Here is an 18,416-nt window from a genome sequence, read left to right on the forward strand (position 1 = left end):
TGATTAGATATTAAGCATAAATATCTAAACCACTAGAGCTAGAAGCTTGTGGAGCGGAGGCTTCAGAGACATTCTCCATACCTTCAATAAGCTTACTCATTAATGTTTCATTTGTATCCATAGATTTTTTTAATACTGAAGTATTAACCGCTGTTAATAAGTTTGCATTACTCATGGTTGCATCTGAAATCATAACATCCTCCTTATTTTGATGTAGCCTTATAAAAGACGTTTAAACAATATCGGAAATATTTTTTAAAAATTAATACCTAAATTTTTTAAATATTTTAAAATTTACAATAAAACCTTGTATTTAAATTATTTTTTAGTCTTATTTAAGATTGTTGGTATTATACTTCTATATTGATAATAAATATTATTTTTATAAATACATGATTTTGGAGCAAATCACAATGAAAATTTTTAAAATAATGCTTTTTTATTTTTTATTTTTTTCTACAACAGCTGTTTTTGCTAAGGTTGATGATTATATAGCTGAAACAAATATTATTAAAAATATCCTTAGTCAAAGTTTGGATGTATATAAAAAAGGCGATAATGGACAAGCAAAAAAATTAAGCGAAGATGCTTATTTTCAACATTTTGAAAATATGGAAGGTCCTATAGGTAGAAATATAGGTCGAAAAGCTATCACTATGGAGCGTAAATTCATTAATTTGCGTCGTATGTATAAGGAAAAAGCTCCTTTAGATCAAATCAACGCACTCATTGAAAGCCTTTATTATGACTTAGATGAAGTGGCTCCTATTTTACAAAATGGATATAGGTTAAAAGCAGAAGCTAGTCAAACCAATTATGATAAAGCAGCGGCTGAAAAATCAAGTTTAGAGGCTAATGCTAAAAGAGAAGCTGATGCTGAAGCTTTAATTGCCCAAATTACAGGTGTTAAACCCAGCTCAAACAATAATTCTAATATCCAAACTAGTTCATCAAATTTAAAAACCAATGATATCAATTCCGATCTTCAAGCGGCAGCCTCTATGGACGCAAGATTGCAATTTATTCTTGATAATATTTCAACCAAATTTACCCTTGCTGCAAATGCTTTTAAAAATGGAAATTATGATGAGAGTAAAAATTTATTAAATGATGCTTTATTTAATGATTATCGTAATACAAAAGTTGAAATTCTAATCAATAAATTTACCAAAGCTGGAAATGATCAAAAATTCCAACAAGCTTTAAGAACCTTGATACGTGAAATTGATGATAGAAAACTTGATGAAAAAAAATTAAGAGATGGTTTAGATGGCATAGAACAACAGCTTTTTGATACATTTTTACAAATTCCAAATTCAGAACTTTCAAAATTAAGACTAAAAGGTTTTAACGATGAAAATCAAGGAAAAGATTACGCTAAAGTCGGAGATGATATCAAACTTGCCTTAAATGAAATTTTAAATAATTACGATGGTTTTAATATTTCAGCTATCAATGATTTACAAAATACCTATTTAGATATTTTTGAAGCCAGTGGAATGGAAAATAAAATAGGTGCTGTTGATAGCAATTTGAAATTAAAAATCGAAAGTTTATTTTCTCAAAGTGTTGCATTAATCAAAAATAGTGCCGATAAAAAAGAACTTAAAGCTACTTTTGATGAATTAGAAAAATTCATCCAACAAGGTATAGATAAAATTCAAGATTCTACGCCTTATTCTCTTTTTATATGGGCTTTAGGAATTATCATACGCGAAGGTTTAGAAGCTTTAATTATCGTTGTTGCTATCGTATCTTATCTTGTTCAAAGTGGCAATAAAAATCGCCTCAATATAGCCTATAGCGCACTTTTTACCGGAATCATACTCAGCTTTATTACAGCTTTTGCTGTCTCTTGGCTTTTTAAAGAAAATGCGGGGCAAAGTAGAGAACTTATAGAAGGCATTACTATGCTTATAGCTGTTCTTTTATTATTTTATGTTGGATTTTGGTTGCTTTCAAACGCACAAAATAAAAAATGGGCTAGTTTTATCAAGCAAGGTGCAATTGATGCTATTTCAAACAATAGCGCAAAAACACTTTGGATTACCGTTTTTCTAGCTGTTTATAGAGAAGGTGCGGAAACGGTTCTTTTTTATCAAGCTTTGCTTTTTGATGCAAAAACCAGTACGGATTTAAGTGCTATATTTGGGGGACTTGGACTTGGAATTTTAATTTTAATTGTTTTATATTTTCTTTTAAAAGCAGGAGCTATTCGCATCCCTGTTAAGCAATTTTTTTATATCACCTCTTATATAATCTTTTATATGGTATTTGTTTTTACAGGCAAGGGCATAGCAGAGCTTATAGAAGGAAAAATCATCCTTCCTAGTTTAGTTCTTATGAATTTTGAACCTATATTATGGCTTGGAATTTATCCTTACTATGAAACTTTAATTCCTCAATTTATAGTATTAATTTTATTGATTATTGGTATTTTAATCACAAAACAAATTTCAAAAAAAGGAGTAAAATGAAAAAAATTTTATCAAGCGTTGCTATAGCAGCGATTGCAAGTATCAATCTTTTTGCAGGTGAAGTGCCAATTGGCGATCCAAAAGAATTAAATGGGATGGAAATAGCCGCTGTTTATCTTCAACCAATCGAAATGGAACCAAGAGGAATTGATCTTGCAGCATCTTTAGCAGATATTCACTTAGAAGCAGATATTCACGCAACTAAAAATAATCCTAATGGCTTTCCTGAAGGATTTTGGATGCCTTATCTAACCATAGCTTATGAACTTAAAAATACAGATACTGGAGCCATTAAACGCGGAACTTTAATGCCTATGGTTGCGGATGATGGTCCTCATTATGGTGCTAATATCGCTATGGAAAAAGACAAAAAAGGTGGTTTTGGAGTGGGTAATTATGAACTCACTTTTTATATTTCAAATCCTGAAAAACAAGGATTTGGACGCCATGTTGATGAAGAAACTGGCGTAGGTAAATGGTTTGAACCTTTTAAAGTTGATTACAAATTTAAATACACAGGCACACCTAAATAATTCCCAAATTTTTAGAAATTCTTAATAATAGAATTTCTAAAAATACTTCTTATTCTTTAAAAAATAAAATCTTAATTAATTTTAATATCTTAAAAATCTTTATACAAAAATTTATTTATTTTTTACACTTGTTAAAGTTTTTTATGTAATAATAACTCTTATCAATATAAAAAAGTGAAAGATTATGAGCATATATTTTGTCAATTTTATTTCCAATATTTTGCCCTTAAGCGTTTTAATAGCTTTTATAAATCCTGACAAAAAATACATTACAAAAAGCTTTATAGCGGTTTTTTTAGGGTTTTTATTTGGGTATTTTGCATTTTTTATATCCGCACAATTTTTAAAAACTGATAATTTGATATTTAATCTCAATTTTATTTTTATAGCTTCTTTACTTGCAAGTTTTATATTTTATTTTTGGGAAAAAGTTAAAGTTTTAAACTTAGTTTTATCGACCGTTTTAAGTTTTTGCATAGCTTTAAATTATTATTACATCAATCAAGATTTGCCTATATTTAGCAATTCTTTATTGGATAGTCAAACAATTACATCTTTAGGTTTTATATTCTTAGCTTTCATTATTTGTATTTTAATCTTTTTCTTTTTAAGATGGCAAAAAACAATCAATAAAAAAGCAAGTTTTGTTGTCTTTTGTATCGTTATCTTTGTAGAAATGGATCGTGCTTTAGCTAACATCTTACTCACTTTGATGAGAAATTCAATTATTGATACTGAAACTTTTTTAATTAGCTTTGTTGGAAAAAGCAATTATTTTGGTACTTTTAAAATTTATCTTTATATCATTTTAATCCTTATTCTTGCTTTTTTAAGTTTAAAAATTCGCCAAAACAATATCAATAAGCATACGATTTTAGATATTAAGTATCGCAAAGATAAGGCAAAAAATCATCTAATCAATTCTTATTTTTCAAGCGTTTTTATAAGCTGTATAGTTAGTTTTTGTATTGTTTTGTATTTTTTTATGATCAGTTCTAAACCTTTGGTTATAGATGAACCTAAAGAAATTTTACCTAACGCTGAGGGTAAATTTATCTTTGATGTGGCTCTTTTAAGGGATAATAAACTTCATAGGTTTGCCTATGTAACAGCTGAAGGTAAGGTTGTGAGATTTTTTCTAATCAATAAAAGAGAAGATAGGGACTCTCCTGTTGCTGTTTTTGATGCTTGTATGATTTGCGGAGATATGGGGTATATTAAAAAAGATGGGGAATTAATCTGCATTTCTTGCAATGTCCGTATTTTTCTACCAAGCTTAGGTAAATCAGGTGGTTGCAATCCTATTCCTTTAAAATATACTTATGATGGTAAAAATATTATTATTGATGCAAAAGATGTCATTGCTGGATCTAATTATTTTAATCAAATCAAAGAAATTCAAGTTAGCGATCCTGTTTCAAAAGATAAACTGATTAACATAAAAGCACCTTTTTCTTATAGTTATAAAGGAATTACTTATTATTTTATCAATGAAAAAAACTATGAAGAATTTAAAAAAGATCCTTTAAAATTTATTGGGGATACAGAAGCTAAGTTTTTAATCCAAAGGAGAAGCGATGTTAGCTAAAATAATCCTTAGTTCTATTTTTAAAAATAAAATTCAAAAATTCTTAGCTTTTCTTACTTGTTTTTTAGCCACTCTTTTGCTTTGCATCATGCTAAATATTACTTTAAGTATAGGCAATGAAGTCACAGAACAATTAAAAAGTTATGGATCAAATATACTAGTTTTACCTAAAGGTTCTAACTTAAACATTGAAATAGGCAATGAAATTTATGAACCCTTAAAAAATAAAAACTATCTTGAAGAGAAAAATTTATATATGATTAAAGATATTTATTGGCGTAATAACATCACTGCCCTAGCCCCATTTTTAGATGGTAAAATCACTGTTAAAAATGATGATAAGGCTATAAAAACTCTATTGTATGGGACTTATTTTAGTAAAGCAATTAAAATAAAAGACGATGATGATTTTGTAACAGGAATTCAAACCCTTTATCCTTATCTTAAAGTAGAAGGAAGCTGGGCAAAAGATGATAGCAATGAAATCATGCTCGGTGAAGATTTGGCTAAAAATTCCAAACTAAAAATAGGACAAAATATAACACTCCTTGGAGAAAATAATATTTCAAAAGAAGTTAAGATTGTAGGAATTTTATTGCATACAAATCCTAAAATGTCAAATAAAATCATCGCTCCTTTACATCTTGCTCAAGAATTACTTAATAAACAAGGGCTTTATTCAAGCGCTGAAGTTAGAGCTTTTACTATACCTGAATCCTCACTTTCTGAAAAAGTACGCCGCTTAGGAGAAGAAAAACTCGATCAAGTTGAATACGATAAATGGTATTGTTCTGCTTATGTAGGTTCTATTGCTAGTCAAATCAAAGATGGACTTCCAGGATCTGATGTAAAAGTGCTAAATGCTATAAGCGATGCTCAAAATTTAATCGTTAAAAAAATTCAATCTTTAATGTCAATCACCTGCATTATTTGTATTATCATTTCAAGTATAGCTATTTCAAGCCTTATGAATTCAGAAATTCATCGCAGAAAAAAAGAAATAGGCCTTTTAAAAGTCCTTGGAGCTAATACTTTTCAAATTTATTTGATCTTTTCAAGCGAAAATTTAATTGTAGCTTTTATCGCTGCAATTTTTGGATTTGTATTTGGCATAGGAGTTTCAGAAATCATCAGTCTTAATATTTTTGGTTATTTTATCAATATTGCTTTTATCGCTTTACCTTTGAGTCTTATTTTTGCTGGCTTAATAGCTATAATTGGCTGCTTAATCCCTATAAGAAATATTTCCAATCTTTCTCCAGTAGAGGTGCTTTATGGAAAATAGATTTTTTCTAAATGAACTTTTTAAAAGTCTTAGTTTTTCTTATCAAAGACTTTTTATCATTATTTTATCCATTTTCATAGGTGCCTTAACTTGCTCAGCATTTTTAAATATCTATTTTGACATAGATACAAAACTTTCTAAAGAACTCAAAGCTTACGGGGCAAATGTGATTATAAGCTCTAAAAATATGGATGAAAATTTTATCTCTAACGCTAAATATGAAGAAATTAAACAGAAATTAAAAGCTAGGGCTTTAACTCCATTTTTATATGAATTTTTAAATTTAGGTAGCACAAGTGCGGTTGTTTTAGGAACAGATTTTAAAGCCTTAAGACTGACTAAACCTTTTTTAGAGATAAAAGATGGAAGTTTTTCTTTAAGAGATTTTAGTGATAATTCTGTTTTTTTAGGTATTAATCTAGCCAAACAATTAGATCTTAAAGTAGGAAATGAGCTGCAAATTTATAATCCAAATAATGGAAAAAGTGTTAAATTAACCATAAAAGCTATATTTTCAAGCAATGATGAATTCGATGGTATAGCCTTAGCGTCTTTAAATGTGATTCAAAATTTAAGCGATACACAAGGTATTAATTATGCTAATGCTATAGTCGATGGTGATTTTCAAAGCGTTTGGAATAAAACTCAAGCTATCAGCGATCATACTATTAACGCTAAACCTATATCATCGGTATCTTTAAGTGAAAATTTGGTTCTTAAAAAAATAAAAACCTTAATGTTTTTAATCGTCATTATTGTTTTAATCATAGTCACAACCAGTGTTAATACCACGCTAAGCTCTATCATATTTTCTAGAAAAAAAGAAATTGCTTTGCGTTTAGCTTTAGGAGCTAAAAAGAGAGAAATTTTTAAACTTTTTGCAAGTGAGTGTTTTATTGTGAGCTTAATAGCAAGCATTATAGGGGCATTTTGTGGAATATTTTTAGCCAATATTTTTGGTTATTTAATTTTTAATTCCAGTATTGACTTTAGATTTAAAGCGGTATTAATATCTATCATTATTTCTTTGGCTTTTGCTTTTTTTGCCGCTTTTTTACCTATAAAAAAGGCTTTAAAAATTAATATTTGTGATAATTTGAAAGGTGATTAAAATGAAAGAATTAATAAAAATAACAAATCTTAGCAAAAATTTTGGCAAAGTTAAGGCTTTAAATAATATTAATTTAAATGTTTATCAAGGAGAATGGCTTGCCATTATGGGGCCATCAGGAAGTGGCAAATCCACACTTTTAAATATTTTATCTCTAATGGACACCCCAAGCAGTGGTCAATATATCCTAGATGGGCAAAATTTAGAACAAATTCAAGAAGAGCAAAAAATACAATTACGCAGAGAGAAAATAGGACTTATATTTCAGCAATTTCATCTTATCCCTTATCTAAATGCTTTAGAAAATGTGATGCTTTCTCAATATTATCACTCTTGTATTGATGAAGAAGATGCAAAAATGATGCTTGAAAAAGTTGGTCTTTCACATCGTTTAAATCACCTTCCTAATCAACTAAGCGGAGGGGAGCAACAAAGAGTTTGTATCGCAAGATCTTTAATCAATAATCCTGAAATTTTACTTGCGGATGAACCCACAGGAAATTTAGATGAAGCCAATGAAGAAATCGTTCTTCAAACCCTAAAAAAACTCAAAAATGAAGGAAAAACTATTGTTTTAATCACGCACAATCCAGATTTAGCTAAATTTGCCGATAGAACCATATGCTTACACCATGGGGTTTTAAAATGAAATTTTTATGTATTTTTATTGCACTATTTTTACTCAATGCATGTTCTTTTGAAAATCATAAAAAAAGCACAAAAATAGGAGAAGTGGCTACAGAAATTTCAGCTAAAAATCTTTTAGGAGATAAAATTAAACTAAATGATGATAAAAATTCTTTAAAAGTATTAGTTTTTTTTCAAAATGGTTGTTCTTCTTGCTTAAAGGAACTGCCTTATCTAGATGAATTTGCGCAAAATTATCCAGATAAAATTAGCGTTTATGCGATCAATTCAGCCAATGATATACAAACCATACAATCTTTAGCAAAAAAATTTGATTTTAAAAAGGTTAAAATTTTAAAAGATGATCTTAAAATAACGCAAGATAGATATGCCGTATTTGCAACGCCAACAACTATAATCATTAAAAATGGAATTATAAAAGATAGAATTTTAGGAGAAACACCTTGGGAAAATTTAAAGTCCAAGCTTATTTCATTGCTTTAATCACAGCTTTATTTTTTATAGCTTGCAGCGATGGAGAAAATTTTAAAAGCTTAGATCATAAAAATTATAATTTTTCCTACAATGGTTTTGAGAAAACATTAAAGCTTAATCAAAAGGATGAAAATTTTGCTTTGGTGTTTTTTACCAAAGATTGCGGAGTATGCAAAGAACAAATCAAAATCTTACAACAATTAATCCAAAATTATAATTTTAATGTTTTTGTGATTTTAGGAGATGCAAAAAATTTAGATGATGCAAAAAATTGGGCAAAAGAAAAAGGCTTAACTCAATTAACTTTATTCTATGAAAAAAATGCAGCCAAATATCTTTCAGATTCCATAGGCGGTATTTATGGAGTTCCTGTAATTAGTTTTTTTGAGTCAGGAAAAATGAATAAAAAATTTATAGGATTGACACCTTATCATATGCTTGAAAATGAAATTAAAAGGATAAAAAATTAATCTTATCCTTTTAAATAATTAAAGCTTTTGATCTCCTAAAAAATAGCCGTAAATTTCATAACTTCCATCTTTTTTCATTAAAATGACGGGATATTTTTCATTGTAGCCTTGTTCCATTCCAGGGCTTCCTTGTGGCATTCCAGGAGCTGAAATTCCTATAACGTCTTTTGGTTTATTTTCAAGGAGCCAAGCTACAGCGCTTTCAGGAACATGTCCTTCAACGACATAGCCTTCAATAATCCCTGTATGGCAGCTTTGATATTCATTTTTGATGCCATATTGATCTTTAATTTTTAGAAAATCATCTGTTTTATGCACATTTACACTATAGCCTTTTTTCTTCATATAAGCCGTCCAATAATCACAACACATGCAAGTAGGACTTTCATAAATTTCTAAATTTTTAGCTTGTAAAATACAAGCACTTGCAACTACAACAAAAGCTGAAATTACTTTTTTCATTTTCTACTCCCTAAATTTCATTATTTTAACTATGCAACCTGAATTAACAATATATCAAATTTTACTTTTAAACAAAGTAAATCTTTTTGTGCAAAATTAATTTTTTTTATTTAATTGACTTAATCGATATTGGCTATAAGCAGTAAAAATAACTCCAATAACCAACCAACAAATCCCACTCCAAATAAGTCTTGACTCTTTTCCGAGCAATAATATAAAAAATGCCCCGATAAAATGCACCAAAGCTACAACTAAAAACAATATGCCTGCTAAACGTTGCTTTTTAAGTTTTTTCAGTTTTTCATCTTTTTCATCTTTTTCATCTTTTTCCATGTTTTTCCCTTAACTTTTTAATCTCTTCTAAAAGCATAAATTTAAGCTCCTTAAGCCCTGTTTTTTCAAGACTTGAAACCTCAATTAAAAAACTTTGCGGATCTTCTATACTTTTTAAATAATCTTTTAAATTTACTATATTCTCTGCAATCGCTTCTGCAAAATCAACACCTAAATTCACACTATCACTTTTTGAAATCATAATACCAAATTCACGCTTAAAGAGCTCTTTGGAAAATTTTTCGAGCTCATTTCTTAGCACTATAAATTGCTCTTTTAAAGACATTTCTCTTAAAGGATCCAATACAAAAAGTAAAAAAGATGTTCTTTCTATATGCTTTAAAAAAGCAAGTCCTAAACCTTTACCTCCACTTGCACCCTCGATAATACCAGGAATATCTGCCATCACAAAAGAATTATACTCATCCACATCAACAAGACCAAGTTTTGGCGTCAATGTGGTAAATTCATAATTCGCAATTTCAGGTTTTGCGTTTGAAACTACACTAATAAGAGTCGATTTTCCCACGTTTGGAAAGCCCACAAGCCCCACATCAGCGATCAATTTAAGTTCAAGTCTTACTAAACGACTCTCTCCTTTTATGCCAGGTTGTGCATAGTCAGGACGTTGGTTAGTTGCGTGTTTAAAATGAGTATTTCCAAGCCCCCCTTTGCCACCTTTTAAAAATACTTCTCTTTGCCCTTCTTTAGTTAAATCAAGTAAAATTTCATTGCTTTGAGCATCAATAACTTGAGTGCCTTCAGGAACGATGAGTTCTAAATTTTCACCCTTTTTTCCATTTTTATTACGCCCCATACCCGCTGCACCATTTTGTGCGCGAAGTTCTTTTTTGCCTTTAAAATTAACAAGGGTATGAGTATTGTTATCACATATAAAAATGATATCTCCGCCATTTCCACCATCGCCACCATCAGGACCACCCAATGGAACGTGCTTTTCACGACGAAAACTCACAGCACCTTTGCCTCCATCACCTGAAGCTAAAGTAATCTTAACACTATCTATAAACATAAAAAAACCTTAAAAAATTTTAAAAAGAAGTATATCAAAAGAAAATAAAATTCAAAATAATTTTTACAATAGCTCAAAACTCTCATTAGCTTATTTTATATAAAAACTACTATAATTAAAAAATTTTAACATCGTCAAAAATTAATATTTTAGATTAAAATCTTGATATTATAAGCTAAAAATATTATAGTAAAATTTGATTTTAAGTACTTTTTGAAATTTATAATCTTTAAAATTAACTTGTTTAAAAAAAATATCTAATTTTAAATTTTGGATAAAAATTTAAGATTTTTCTAGGCAAAAGCCTAGAAATTAAGCAGGATAAACAGAAACTTTTTTTCTATCTTTATCTTTTCTTTCAAATTTAACAAAACCATCAATTAAAGCAAAGATAGTATGATCTTTTCCCATACCTACATTATTACCTGCATGTGTTGCAGTTCCTCTTTGGCGAATGATGATATTTCCAGCTCTAACAAATTCGCCACCAAATTTTTTAACACCTAAACGACGACCAATAGAATCGCGATTATTTTGAGTTGAACCTTGACCTTTCTTGTGTGCCATTCTTTACTCCTTAAGCTTTAATATCTTTAACTATAACGCGAGTAAATTGTCTTCTAAAACCTCGTTTAAGTTTAGAATCTTTTCTGCGTCTTTTTTTATAAATTACAACTTTCCTATCTTTTCCGTGATTGATCACTTCTAAAACAACTTTTGCACCTGCTACGAAAGGCGCACCTACCTTAATATCTTTATCGCAAATTGCAAGTACTTCATTCACTTCGATAATAGCTTTGCTTTCAGCTTCAAAGTGATCTAGCTTTAACTCATCATTAACGCTAACTTTATACTGCTTTCCGCTGTGTTTCATAATAGCATACATTGCTTTTCCTTATAATTTGGTAAGTACCATAAAGCACCAATTAGGATTTAAAAGCTTTAATGGTTTAGAAAAACTTTAATTTTATAAAATTTTTCTTTAATATTTAATGAATTTAAAAGTTTGCAAATTAAAAAATCAAAACAACACTAAAATCCAAGATCAACCCCACCACCTTCATGAAGCTTATAGGTAGAATCTTTGCCTTTGTCTTGCTTATTTTCCTCTGATGTATTAGCGTTAAAAAGAGAATTTTGTATATATTTTTGCATCATTAAAGCAGTATTTTCCCAAAATTTTTGTTCTTTTTGAGCATCATAAGTAAGTATTAAATTCGTACTTAGAGTTTTTGACAATACTATCTCTCTTGTGGGATAAAATATAAGTTTGAAAGAGATATTTATCTTTAATTTTTTATCATTTTGATAAGTAATATAGCTATTTTGTTTAGATGCATCTAAAATTTTATACTCTAAAATATAATCCGTACCTAAAACATTCCCTAGCTTAGAGCTTTCATCACTAGAACCTTGAGCACTTTCGATAAGTTTATCTTCGCTTTTAAAATCATTTTTTCTTTCCAAAAGAGCAAAATAAGCATCGTTAGAAAAAATATCATTTAAAGCTTGAGTTAAATTTTCTCCAGATTTTCCATAATTTTCATCAAAAAGTATTAATTTTGGTTTTTGATCATTTTGGTAAAGATATTTATAAGCTAAGATTTTAACCTTCCAATTTGTGCCATTATTTTCAGCAGAAGTGATCTCATAACTATCAATACGCCCATTACTTACATTTTGAAGCGTATCTTTTGAATTTTGAACAATTTGCCCTAAGGCTGAAAATTTAACATCAATACTTTTAATTTCTTGTCTTAAATTAAACTTTGAAATACCTTTAAGCTTAGATAAGGCATCAATTAAGGCGTTATTTAAAGCATCTTCTCTTGTTTGACCTGTCCCAACACCTTGCATAATTTTTTGAAATTTAGATCTTTGATGCGGAAGTGTTTTTAGGCTTTGAATATTGCTAAAATTGATATCTTGAGCAGGAGAATAATCATAAATAATCACATTTTTTTCATTTTGGGCTTTTATAATATTTTGATTTTCAGCCCAAAGTAAAGACAAAAAAGCTATTAAAATAAAAAAATATTTCATTTTACCAAGTCACCGATTTACTTGTTCCTGTTTTATCAATTGTTTTTTCATCTTCCCAATAAGCAAGTCCTGAATTTAAATCTGTAAGTGTTAAATGAAAAAAATACTCCGCTTGTATATCGCCATTTCTAAGCTTAACAGTATCTTGACGAATTTTTCCGCTTAATGAAAAATCAGGGGCCACTAAAGTTCCTTTTTTAGAAATAGTATTTTGGTTAAATTCTTCATTATCTCGTAGTTCTCTTACGGCTTCACTCATCCCATCTCTAGCACCCCCTGCTGCAACGGCTGTAGTAAGGATAAATTTACCTGATTTTCTAAGTGCAATAGTTATTTTGCTTATAAGTTTGTCTGTATCGATTCTTTGAGGGGTATCATTAATGATTTTTCCAATAGCTATCACTTTTCTTTGGCCTTGTGAAATATTAGCAAAAGCGGGATCTTTCAACATGCTTTCAATCATTTCTTGTGCTGTTTTTTCAAAATCTTCTCTATCAAGCCCTAAAGTTAAAGCATCCCCTTGTTTTTTTTGACTCGCATAACCATCAGTATAAACAGGTGCTCCACAAGCTGCAAGAAAAAAAGCTAAAAAAGCATAACAAGCCACTAAAAATAAATTCCTCATCTTAATTTCCTTTTTTAATCTATTATACTTTGTTTAATTTTCAATTTTGTAAATTTCACTTGGAATTATTGGGTTAAAAGATCGAATTAAAATCAATATGTCTTTATTTTGATCCAAAGAATTAGAATATATGGCATTATTATTTTCATCTTGAATTTTAATAAAACCATCATTAACGATCATTAAAATTTGAATATTTTTAGGTAAAAAATTCCAAATTCTCAAATCACTTCTTGTTGTTGCCGCAGTAAAAATATCCGTCGCAAAAGTCAAAATTCCGCTTTGATCATTTTTTGCTACAGCCATATTTAAACCTGTTTTAAAAAGACTTGACATTAAAGATTTCATAATTTTAGCATTCAATTCTTCTTTAAATTCACTAGCCACCACCTCATCAAAATCGAAAATTCTCGCAGTTTGGTTTAAATTTTTACCATCAAAAACATTTAAATAAGCAAAGGATTCTTTTCTCTTCTTTAAGGTAGGCAAAGCTACACTTGCTGTTACAATATGCTGATCAAAAATAAAAGGCAAAGTAAGTGAAAATTCATCCAATGCAGGGCTTAAACCATTTTCATAAATGATGAAAATATGTTTTTTTAATTTTTGCGGATTTAAAGCCTTAGAGTATTGATCAAAAAGCTCAAATTCTTTTTGTATTTCTTTATCATTATTGTATGCTGCATAAACCTCTTTAAGTAAATCAGAAGCTTTTTGATAATCATGATCCATGAAAAAAAATACTGAAGAAATATAAGTTACATAAGCATTTGTATAGTTTTTTTGTGCATGAAATTCTTTAAAAAGATTATTGTATTGATTTGCAATGATTTTGAGATTTTGATCTATATTTTGCTTGAAATTCTCTTCTTTTTCAGCTTTTTTTCGCATCTGCTGAATTTGAGTGGCAAAATATTCTTTAGCTATGTCTTGCCTTGCTAAAGCGCGATTAAATTCTACTCTAGCATTTGAAAAATCTTTCAAACTCATGAAATTTAAACCCTTATAAACATTGACCATGGTTCGTTCATACCAAGCACCTTGATAATCATTAACACCATCATTTATCAATGTAGAACTAATAAAATTTACACTCTTGTGAGCAATATTTTGCAAATCAACATCATATTTATAAGAATTTTCTACTTGATCAAAAATAGCATTGCTTAAATTAAAATCCTTGCAATCTCTAGCAATATACGCTGTATTTAAGCCTTTAAAAATAGTATCATCATCTTGATTGATCGCTTGTAATTGTTTTTTAAAAAAATCCTGATCGCATTTTTTAGAAAATAATTCTTTTTGATAAAATAAATTTTGATCTTGATAAGTTGAGCAAGCACTCAAAATAAATATAATAAAAAATAATATTATTCGATACATTTAAAATAATCCAAAAAAATAAAAATTATTCTAAACTATATCAAAAAATCAATAATAGCCTAAGGCTATTATTGATTACTTTAAAAAGCCAGCTGCAACAAAACCTAAGGCTACTGAAATAGCAATGGCTAAAACACCTGGTATAAAGAAAGAGTGATTAAAGATAAATTTACCTATTCTTGTTGTTCCTGTATCATCCATTTGTACAGCACCCAATAAGGTAGGATAAGTTGGCAAAACAAAAAGTGCAGAAACTGCAGCAAAACAAGCCACTAACATATAAGAATCATTCGGATTTGCAGCAGTAATACCCAAAGAAGTAATTACCACTGGAACAATAGCTTTAGCTGTAGCTGCTTGAGAATATAAAAGCATACTAGCAAAGAAAAATGCAACCGCAAGTGTTGCTGGAATTTGTTTTACCCAATTGCTTGCTAAATCTGTGATTTCTTGCGTGTGACCCGAAACAAAAGTATTTCCAAGCCAAGCAACACCAAAAACACAAACACAAGCTGTCATGCCACTTTTAAAAACACTTGTATCCAAAATTTTTGCTGGATCTACTTTGCAAAACCAAGTGATCAAAGTAGCTGCTGTTAATAAAAAGCTCATAATAGCTGAATCTCTTGGAATAACAACAGGATCTATCCATCTAATATTACTAGAAATTGCTGTTGCGTATAAAACCACGCATAAAACTGTGATTAGAAAAATTCCAACTGAAAGTTTAGCACCTGGTTTATCTTGTGCTTGCAAAACTTCATTAGCATCTTTTACAAGTCCTGCTTTTAAACGCTCTTGATAAATTTTACTTTTACTAAGATCTAAAGGAGTAATGATACTAACTATAAACGCCGTTAAAATACAAGCGATAAAGGTTGTGCTGATCCAAATTCCTAATAGTGTTGGATAATTCCACCCAAATTGCTCCAAAATTCCACTCATATAAACAACAGCAGCACTCACAGGAGATGCAGTGATACCTATTTGAGAAGCAACCACCATTAAAGAAAGCGGAACTGAAGGTTTGATATTTTGAGATTTTGCAACATCAACAACTACAGGCATTAAAGAAAATACAGCATTACCTGTTCCTGCTAAAAGAGTCAAGAGCCATCCGCAAATTGGAGCTAAATAATTGATGAATTTTGGATGCTTTCTTAAAAATCTCTCGGTTAATCTTACCATATAATCAAGACCACCGGCTTGCTGCATTGCAGAAATTGCTGCAATAGCTGCAGCAATAATTAAAATAACATCCCAAGGAATACTACCTGGTTTCATGCCTAAAGCAAGTCCTAAAATAACAACCCCTATACCTCCTGCATAGCCTATAGCTATACCTCCTAGACGAATTCCTATAAAAATAGAACCCAAAAAGACAACTATTTGTAAAATCAACTCCACACTCATAGTAAAACCTCTTATTTTTCAATACGTGGATTTAGCATATTTTCAGGAGTTAAATATTCATCTAGTTTTTCTTTGGTTAATAAGCCTCTTTCTAAAACTATATCAGCAACGCTTTTTCCAGTTTGCAAAGCTTCTTTTGCAACTGATGCTGAATTTTCATATCCTATATAAGGATTTAAAGCAGTAACCAAACAAACAGAATTTAACATAGTTTCTTTACATTTTTCTGGATTAGCTGTTAAATGCTTAATTGCTTTGTTAGCTAAAGTTAGCATTGCATTTTCTAAAAGAACTAAAGAATTAAATAAAGCATAAGCAATTCCTGGCTCAAATGCATTAAGCTCAAATTCTCCTCTTTCTGAACAAAGTGCTATAGTTACATCATTTCCTATAACCTCATAACAAGCTTCTCCAACTACTTCTGGGATAACTGGATTAACTTTACCTGGCATGATAGAACTACCTGGTTGCATTTGAGGTAAATTAACTTCGCCTAAACCACATCTTGGGCCTGAATTCATTAATCTTATATCATTAGCAATTTTAGAAAGTCTAACCGCAGCAGTTTTTAAAGCTCCGCTTACATGGACAAAATCGGCTGTATCTTGAGTCGCCGCTATAAAATCTTCTGCTGGTCTAAAAGTGGAACCTGTTATATCACTTAAATATTTTTCAACCAAATCTTTATAATCAGGATGACAACAAATTCCTGTGCCGATCGCTGTTGCTCCTAAATTTAAATAAGTCATTGATTCTCTTGCTTTGGTAATTTTTTCTATATCGCTTTTTAAATAGCTTGCAAAAGCATTAAAAGTATTTCCTAAGGTTGTAGGAACAGCATCTTCAAGCTCTGTTCTACCGATTTTTAATATATCTTTCCATTCTTTTGCTTTAATTTCTAATTCATTTTTTAATACTTCCATAGCCTTAAGCAAATCACCCATTTTAGCATGAACTGCAACCTTGATGGAGCTTGGGTAAGCATCATTAGTTGATTGACCAAAATTTGTATTGTCATTTGGATGAAGGTATTGATATTCCCCTTTTTTATGTCCCATCATTTCAAGAGCGACATTAGTAATCACTTCATTAGCATTCATATTTGTGCTTGTTCCAGCACCACCTTGAATCATATCCACTACAAATTGATCCAAAAACTCACCATTTATAATTCTATCACAAGCTTTAACTATATAATCAGCTCTATCGGCTGGAACCATTCCTAAATCTTTATTAGCTAATGCTGCTGCTTTTTTAACTTGCGCAAAAGCTTTTACAAAAAATGGATATTCTTTTAAAACCCTACCACTCATTTTAAAATTTTCTAAAGCTCTATAAGTTTGCACTCCATAATACACGTCATCAGGAATTTCTAATTCCCCTATAAAATCGTGTTCTTTTCTTGTTCCCATTATAAACCTTTCGTATAGTTTGTATTTTTAATGTAAACACTAAAAATCTACATAGATAAGTATATTCTTGTTTTAGTTAATATTTAGTTAATATTATTAACATTTATTCAAGTAAAACTAAATAAAAAGATTAAAAATATATCTATAAATAAATTTGTTATAATTTCTTCAATATAAAACTTTGGATTATCATCAAATGGAAAAAATAGCTATTAATCTAGAAAATATTAAAATAAACGAGGATTGGAAAAATTTTTTAAAAGAAGAATTTTTAAAACCTTATTTTTTAGAAATTAAAAAAAAATATATTCACGCCTTAGAAAATAAAAAAACGATCTATCCGCCAGCAAATTTAACTTTTAATGCCTTCAATCTTACTCCTTTAAAAGATTTAAAAGTGATCATTTTAGGGCAAGATCCTTACCATCAAGAAGGTCAAGCAATGGGACTTAGTTTTTCAGTTCCCAAAGGGATTAAAATTCCCCCAAGTTTGGCTAATATTTATAAAGAGCTTTATAATGATTTAAAAATTCAACCTGTAAAAGATGGGGATTTGAGTTTTTGGGCAAAACAAGGGGTTTTGCTTTTAAATTCTATTCTTAGTGTTGAAGCTGGAAAACCTGCGAGTCATAGCACTTGGGGTTGGCAAGAATTTAGCGATGCTATCATATCGAAACTTAGTATAGAAAAAACAGGGCTTATTTTTATACTTTGGGGGAATTTTGCAAAATCTAAAAAAAATCTTATTGATACAAAAAAACATTTTATATTAGAAGCTGCTCACCCTAGTCCATTAGCTAGAACAGGCTTTTTAGGATGTAAACATTTTTCAAAAGTCAATGAAATTTTAAAAAGCTTAGGAAAAGATATTATAAATTGGGATTTGAAATAATTTTTCTAAAAAGCTGAATTTAATCAGCTTTTTAGATTGCAATATTTTTAAAAGATTCATTAGCTATATCGGTTTATTTTTAAATTAATTTAGTTTTTTGATAAAAAATAAAAATTAATTTATATTTAAATTTTATATTTAATAAAAAGCAATACTGATAACTACAATAATATAAAAGATTAAAAAATATTTTTAAGTATAAAAATTATTTCATTATGTTTATATTTTATTAAA

Annotated in this window: 20 protein-coding genes; 9 read left to right on the forward strand and 11 right to left on the reverse strand. The window is 29.4% G+C overall.

All coding sequences use genetic code 11. The features are described 5' to 3' along the window. Positions 1 to 10 precede the first annotated feature (10 nt). The gene (locus CQA75_RS00675) at positions 11 to 193 is read right to left on the reverse strand and encodes a YjfB family protein (protein WP_137620297.1); all 183 of its coding nucleotides are present in this window, start codon (positions 191 to 193) and stop codon (positions 11 to 13) included. Positions 194 to 413: 220 nt separating this feature from the next. On the opposite strand from CQA75_RS00675, the gene CQA75_RS00680 reads away from it, so the two are divergent. The 8 genes from CQA75_RS00680 to CQA75_RS00715 all read left to right on the forward strand — a co-directional run bounded on the left by CQA75_RS00680 (position 414) and on the right by CQA75_RS00715 (position 8,586). Continuing rightward, positions 414 to 2,477 carry an FTR1 family iron permease gene (locus tag CQA75_RS00680; protein ID WP_137623134.1) on the forward strand — a complete coding sequence of 688 codons (2,064 nt, stop codon included), beginning with the start codon at positions 414 to 416 and terminating at the stop codon, positions 2,475 to 2,477. Next, positions 2,474 to 3,010 carry an iron transporter gene (locus tag CQA75_RS00685; RefSeq protein ID WP_137620299.1) on the forward strand — a complete coding sequence of 179 codons (537 nt, stop codon included), beginning with the start codon at positions 2,474 to 2,476 and terminating at the stop codon, positions 3,008 to 3,010. Before CQA75_RS00680 ends, CQA75_RS00685 begins: the two co-directional genes overlap by 4 nt. Before the next feature lie 184 nt (positions 3,011 to 3,194). Next, positions 3,195 to 4,598 (forward strand): Fe-S-containing protein, encoded by a 1,404-nt coding sequence (locus tag CQA75_RS00690; RefSeq protein ID WP_137623135.1) that lies wholly within the window; start codon positions 3,195 to 3,197, stop codon positions 4,596 to 4,598. After that, entirely contained in the window at positions 4,588 to 5,883 is a 1,296-nt protein-coding gene (locus tag CQA75_RS00695; protein ID WP_137623136.1) for an ABC transporter permease, read from the forward strand. The genes CQA75_RS00690 and CQA75_RS00695 overlap by 11 nt, the downstream gene beginning before the upstream one ends. Further along, on the forward strand, positions 5,873 to 6,994 hold the full coding sequence (locus CQA75_RS00700; RefSeq protein WP_137623137.1) for an ABC transporter permease: 1,122 nt from the start codon (positions 5,873 to 5,875) through the stop codon (positions 6,992 to 6,994). The genes CQA75_RS00695 and CQA75_RS00700 overlap by 11 nt, the downstream gene beginning before the upstream one ends. Next, positions 6,990 to 7,643 carry an ABC transporter ATP-binding protein gene (locus CQA75_RS00705; RefSeq protein WP_137623191.1) on the forward strand — a complete coding sequence of 218 codons (654 nt, stop codon included), beginning with the start codon at positions 6,990 to 6,992 and terminating at the stop codon, positions 7,641 to 7,643. Before CQA75_RS00700 ends, CQA75_RS00705 begins: the two co-directional genes overlap by 5 nt. Next, positions 7,640 to 8,125 carry a TlpA family protein disulfide reductase gene (locus tag CQA75_RS00710; protein WP_137623138.1) on the forward strand — a complete coding sequence of 162 codons (486 nt, stop codon included), beginning with the start codon at positions 7,640 to 7,642 and terminating at the stop codon, positions 8,123 to 8,125. The genes CQA75_RS00705 and CQA75_RS00710 overlap by 4 nt, the downstream gene beginning before the upstream one ends. Further along, positions 8,086 to 8,586: a TlpA family protein disulfide reductase gene (locus CQA75_RS00715; RefSeq protein WP_137623139.1), complete on the forward strand. Its 501-nt coding sequence runs from the start codon at positions 8,086 to 8,088 to the stop codon at positions 8,584 to 8,586. The genes CQA75_RS00710 and CQA75_RS00715 overlap by 40 nt, the downstream gene beginning before the upstream one ends. Positions 8,587 to 8,604: 18 nt before the next feature. Here the strand turns inward: CQA75_RS00715 and CQA75_RS00720 are convergent, their stop codons facing one another. The 10 genes from CQA75_RS00720 to CQA75_RS00765 all read right to left on the reverse strand — a co-directional run bounded on the left by CQA75_RS00720 (position 8,605) and on the right by CQA75_RS00765 (position 17,290). Beyond that, on the reverse strand, positions 8,605 to 9,048 hold the full coding sequence (locus tag CQA75_RS00720; protein WP_137623140.1) for a DUF411 domain-containing protein: 444 nt from the start codon (positions 9,046 to 9,048) through the stop codon (positions 8,605 to 8,607). A 96-nt stretch (positions 9,049 to 9,144) separates the two neighbouring features. After that, complete coding sequence (locus CQA75_RS00725; RefSeq protein WP_137623141.1) at positions 9,145 to 9,381, reverse strand: hypothetical protein; 237 nt, start codon at positions 9,379 to 9,381, stop codon at positions 9,145 to 9,147. Next, positions 9,368 to 10,414 (reverse strand): GTPase ObgE, encoded by a 1,047-nt coding sequence (obgE, locus tag CQA75_RS00730; RefSeq protein ID WP_137623142.1) that lies wholly within the window; start codon positions 10,412 to 10,414, stop codon positions 9,368 to 9,370. Before obgE ends, CQA75_RS00725 begins: the two co-directional genes overlap by 14 nt. 312 nt (positions 10,415 to 10,726) lie before the next feature. Continuing rightward, positions 10,727 to 10,981 (reverse strand): 50S ribosomal protein L27, encoded by a 255-nt coding sequence (gene rpmA / locus CQA75_RS00735; RefSeq protein ID WP_002800974.1) that lies wholly within the window; start codon positions 10,979 to 10,981, stop codon positions 10,727 to 10,729. A 10-nt stretch (positions 10,982 to 10,991) separates the two neighbouring features. Beyond that, positions 10,992 to 11,300: a 50S ribosomal protein L21 gene (gene rplU / locus CQA75_RS00740; protein WP_137623143.1), complete on the reverse strand. Its 309-nt coding sequence runs from the start codon at positions 11,298 to 11,300 to the stop codon at positions 10,992 to 10,994. Between the two features lie 146 nt (positions 11,301 to 11,446). Beyond that, the gene (locus CQA75_RS00745) at positions 11,447 to 12,457 is read right to left on the reverse strand and encodes a hypothetical protein (RefSeq protein ID WP_137623144.1); all 1,011 of its coding nucleotides are present in this window, start codon (positions 12,455 to 12,457) and stop codon (positions 11,447 to 11,449) included. Position 12,458: 1 nt separating this feature from the next. Continuing rightward, positions 12,459 to 13,082, reverse strand: a complete 624-nt coding sequence (gene lpoB, locus CQA75_RS00750; RefSeq protein WP_137623145.1) for a penicillin-binding protein activator LpoB — start codon at positions 13,080 to 13,082, stop codon at positions 12,459 to 12,461. 33 nt (positions 13,083 to 13,115) lie between these two features. Next, the gene (locus CQA75_RS00755; protein ID WP_137623146.1) at positions 13,116 to 14,465 is read right to left on the reverse strand and encodes a hypothetical protein; all 1,350 of its coding nucleotides are present in this window, start codon (positions 14,463 to 14,465) and stop codon (positions 13,116 to 13,118) included. Between the two features lie 75 nt (positions 14,466 to 14,540). Further along, positions 14,541 to 15,878 (reverse strand): anaerobic C4-dicarboxylate transporter, encoded by a 1,338-nt coding sequence (locus tag CQA75_RS00760; RefSeq protein WP_137623147.1) that lies wholly within the window; start codon positions 15,876 to 15,878, stop codon positions 14,541 to 14,543. Between the two features lie 11 nt (positions 15,879 to 15,889). Next, positions 15,890 to 17,290, reverse strand: coding sequence for an aspartate ammonia-lyase (locus tag CQA75_RS00765; protein ID WP_137623148.1), 1,401 nt, complete (start codon positions 17,288 to 17,290; stop codon positions 15,890 to 15,892). Between the two features lie 196 nt (positions 17,291 to 17,486). Here CQA75_RS00765 and ung point away from each other — a divergent pair, with 196 nt between their 5' ends. Beyond that, entirely contained in the window at positions 17,487 to 18,182 is a 696-nt protein-coding gene (ung, locus tag CQA75_RS00770) for a uracil-DNA glycosylase (protein WP_137623149.1), read from the forward strand. Positions 18,183 to 18,416: the final 234 nt, after the last annotated feature.

Origin of the sequence: Campylobacter taeniopygiae (genome assembly GCF_005406225.1) — a bacterium.
GTDB classification, from domain to species: Bacteria; Campylobacterota; Campylobacteria; order Campylobacterales; family Campylobacteraceae; genus Campylobacter_D; species Campylobacter_D taeniopygiae.

What these genes read in the sequence shown, in the direction of transcription:
- CQA75_RS00760 (WP_137623147.1), bottom strand. Translation starts at nt 15,878, where the DNA reads ATGAGTGTGGAGTTGATTTTACAAATAGTTGTCTTTTTGGGTTCTATT.
- CQA75_RS00690 (WP_137623135.1), top strand. Translation starts at nt 3,195, where the DNA reads ATGAGCATATATTTTGTCAATTTTATTTCCAATATTTTGCCCTTAAGC.
- rpmA (WP_002800974.1), bottom strand. Translation starts at nt 10,981, where the DNA reads ATGGCACACAAGAAAGGTCAAGGTTCAACTCAAAATAATCGCGATTCT.
- CQA75_RS00755 (WP_137623146.1), bottom strand. Translation starts at nt 14,465, where the DNA reads ATGTATCGAATAATATTATTTTTTATTATATTTATTTTGAGTGCTTGC.
- CQA75_RS00725 (WP_137623141.1), bottom strand. Translation starts at nt 9,381, where the DNA reads ATGGAAAAAGATGAAAAAGATGAAAAAGATGAAAAACTGAAAAAACTT.
- CQA75_RS00695 (WP_137623136.1), top strand. Translation starts at nt 4,588, where the DNA reads ATGTTAGCTAAAATAATCCTTAGTTCTATTTTTAAAAATAAAATTCAA.
- CQA75_RS00765 (WP_137623148.1), bottom strand. Translation starts at nt 17,290, where the DNA reads ATGGGAACAAGAAAAGAACACGATTTTATAGGGGAATTAGAAATTCCT.
- obgE (WP_137623142.1), bottom strand. Translation starts at nt 10,414, where the DNA reads ATGTTTATAGATAGTGTTAAGATTACTTTAGCTTCAGGTGATGGAGGC.
- lpoB (WP_137623145.1), bottom strand. Translation starts at nt 13,082, where the DNA reads ATGAGGAATTTATTTTTAGTGGCTTGTTATGCTTTTTTAGCTTTTTTT.
- rplU (WP_137623143.1), bottom strand. Translation starts at nt 11,300, where the DNA reads ATGTATGCTATTATGAAACACAGCGGAAAGCAGTATAAAGTTAGCGTT.
- CQA75_RS00685 (WP_137620299.1), top strand. Translation starts at nt 2,474, where the DNA reads ATGAAAAAAATTTTATCAAGCGTTGCTATAGCAGCGATTGCAAGTATC.
- CQA75_RS00675 (WP_137620297.1), bottom strand. Translation starts at nt 193, where the DNA reads ATGATTTCAGATGCAACCATGAGTAATGCAAACTTATTAACAGCGGTT.
- CQA75_RS00680 (WP_137623134.1), top strand. Translation starts at nt 414, where the DNA reads ATGAAAATTTTTAAAATAATGCTTTTTTATTTTTTATTTTTTTCTACA.
- CQA75_RS00745 (WP_137623144.1), bottom strand. Translation starts at nt 12,457, where the DNA reads ATGAAATATTTTTTTATTTTAATAGCTTTTTTGTCTTTACTTTGGGCT.
- CQA75_RS00710 (WP_137623138.1), top strand. Translation starts at nt 7,640, where the DNA reads ATGAAATTTTTATGTATTTTTATTGCACTATTTTTACTCAATGCATGT.
- CQA75_RS00700 (WP_137623137.1), top strand. Translation starts at nt 5,873, where the DNA reads ATGGAAAATAGATTTTTTCTAAATGAACTTTTTAAAAGTCTTAGTTTT.
- ung (WP_137623149.1), top strand. Translation starts at nt 17,487, where the DNA reads ATGGAAAAAATAGCTATTAATCTAGAAAATATTAAAATAAACGAGGAT.
- CQA75_RS00720 (WP_137623140.1), bottom strand. Translation starts at nt 9,048, where the DNA reads ATGAAAAAAGTAATTTCAGCTTTTGTTGTAGTTGCAAGTGCTTGTATT.